The 1,570-nt window shown below is 60.8% G+C and carries 1 protein-coding gene and 1 pseudogene; both read right to left on the bottom strand.

Going from position 1 to position 1,570, the window contains the following annotated elements; all coding sequences use genetic code 11:
• Window positions 1–194: pseudogene (locus EO99_RS26160) on the bottom strand (hypothetical protein); the annotation flags it as partial.
• 94 nt (window positions 195–288) lie between these two features.
• The gene (nirK, locus tag EO99_RS0125350) at window positions 289–1,419 is read right to left on the bottom strand and encodes a copper-containing nitrite reductase (protein WP_029621323.1); all 1,131 of its coding nucleotides are present in this window, start codon (window positions 1,417–1,419) and stop codon (window positions 289–291) included.
• Window positions 1,420–1,570 lie beyond the last annotated feature (151 nt).

Raw genomic sequence — 1,570 nt, 5'->3', positions numbered from 1 at the left:
TCCCCATCGGCTCGATACTGGAAGGTGCGGGGCGGGATGACAGCCACTTGCGGCTCGTAGAGCGCCGCGGTTCCGGCTTCGGCTTGAAACAGACCGGCCTGCTGAGCAATGCCTGCCATCAAAGCCGACGCCAGTGCGAGGGGGAGGGCGGTCTGGACAAACGGGGATGTTAAGTGATGATCGGCGGCGGACATGATCGCCTCCCTGAACGGACCTGGCATAGGTCTCGGCCATGCCATTGAGGAGCCGGATGCGCGAACCGCAGCTCGCGCATCCGATTGTGATAGCTCAACTTCCGGTCGGCGAGACGACGGCCGTCATCAGGTCGTTGTTCCAGTCGCCGGTGACCTTGAAGTGAGCCGCAGCCCCCAGCTCGAACGCTTCGATCAGGTTGTGATTGACATAGGCGTAGATGCCGGGTTGTTCGAAGGTGTAGAAGGCTGCGCCGGCGGTGCCCCCAGGGATGAACCAGGTCTCCTGGTCGACGTCGGGGGGATTGCGGAACTTGCCGGTGGCCCAGACATAGTCGCCGTGACCGCCGATCAGGTGCGGGCGGGTGTCGCGATTGGCCTGCGAATGGACAATCAGGACCTTTTCGCCCACCGCGGCGGTCAAGGCGTTCTCGCCGGTCAAAGCGCCAACTGCGCCGTTGAACACGATATGGCTCGGTGTCAGCGTCCGCATCACCTTCAGTGTGTCATCGTAGGAGTCACCGACGCTGTCATAGGTCTTGAAGTTGCCGGCTTCGTCGCGTGGAACGTAGAAATCCTGCTCGCCGACATAGTAGACCTTGTCGTAGACGAGGTCATTCCCGTGGCCGTCGTTCAGCCCATCGCGTGGCAGGACCATGATGGCGCCGTTCATGCCCGCGGTGACGTGCCAGGGGACCATCCCGGGAGGCGCGCAGTGGTAGACGAAGACCCCTGCTTTTGTGGCCTTGAAGCGAAGCACGGCCTTCTCGCCGGGGTTGACGATGGTGAGCGCTCCACCACCGAGGGCACCGGTGGCCGAATGGAAATCGATGTTGTGCTGAAGTTCATTGGTGTCCGGGTTGATCAGGGTGAGTTCGACATAATCGTTCTGGTGGACGACCATCAGCGGTCCTGGGACAGAGCCGTTGAAGGTCATCGCATGGACCTGGGTCCCTTGATCATCGATGACCATCTTCTGCTCCTTGATGGTCAACGTAAACTCCACGATCTTGGGCGGGCCGTCGGCCTTTTGCGTGTGGGCGTGGACGAACGGTGGCTTGACGAGATCAACCTTCACCCGCTGGAGTGCAGACAGATCCGTGGGCGTGGTCACCGGGGCCACTTCTTCACTCGCGTTCGCGAACGTGGCAGTCACGAGCGGACCAAGTGCGCCGGCAATGGCGGCCCCGGCCAACATCGAGCGTCTGGTCAAATTGAACTGGCTCATCGTCTTTCTCCTAGACTGAGCGACGGAGCCTTCTCCGTCTCTCTCTGGTGGTCAACCTACAGGGTTGCGGAGAAGCCTCTTTGATCCGCAACAACCAATGCGAGTGATTTCTGCTTGCGAAATGACAAAGAGACACGAAGGGCGCTGGTTT

Origin of the sequence: Pseudorhizobium marinum (assembly GCF_000705355.1) — a bacterium.
Taxonomy (GTDB): Bacteria; Pseudomonadota; Alphaproteobacteria; order Rhizobiales; family Rhizobiaceae; genus Neorhizobium; species Neorhizobium pelagicum.
Note: the sequence above shows the minus strand (reverse complement) of the source record. Positions and strands in the feature narration are given on the sequence as shown.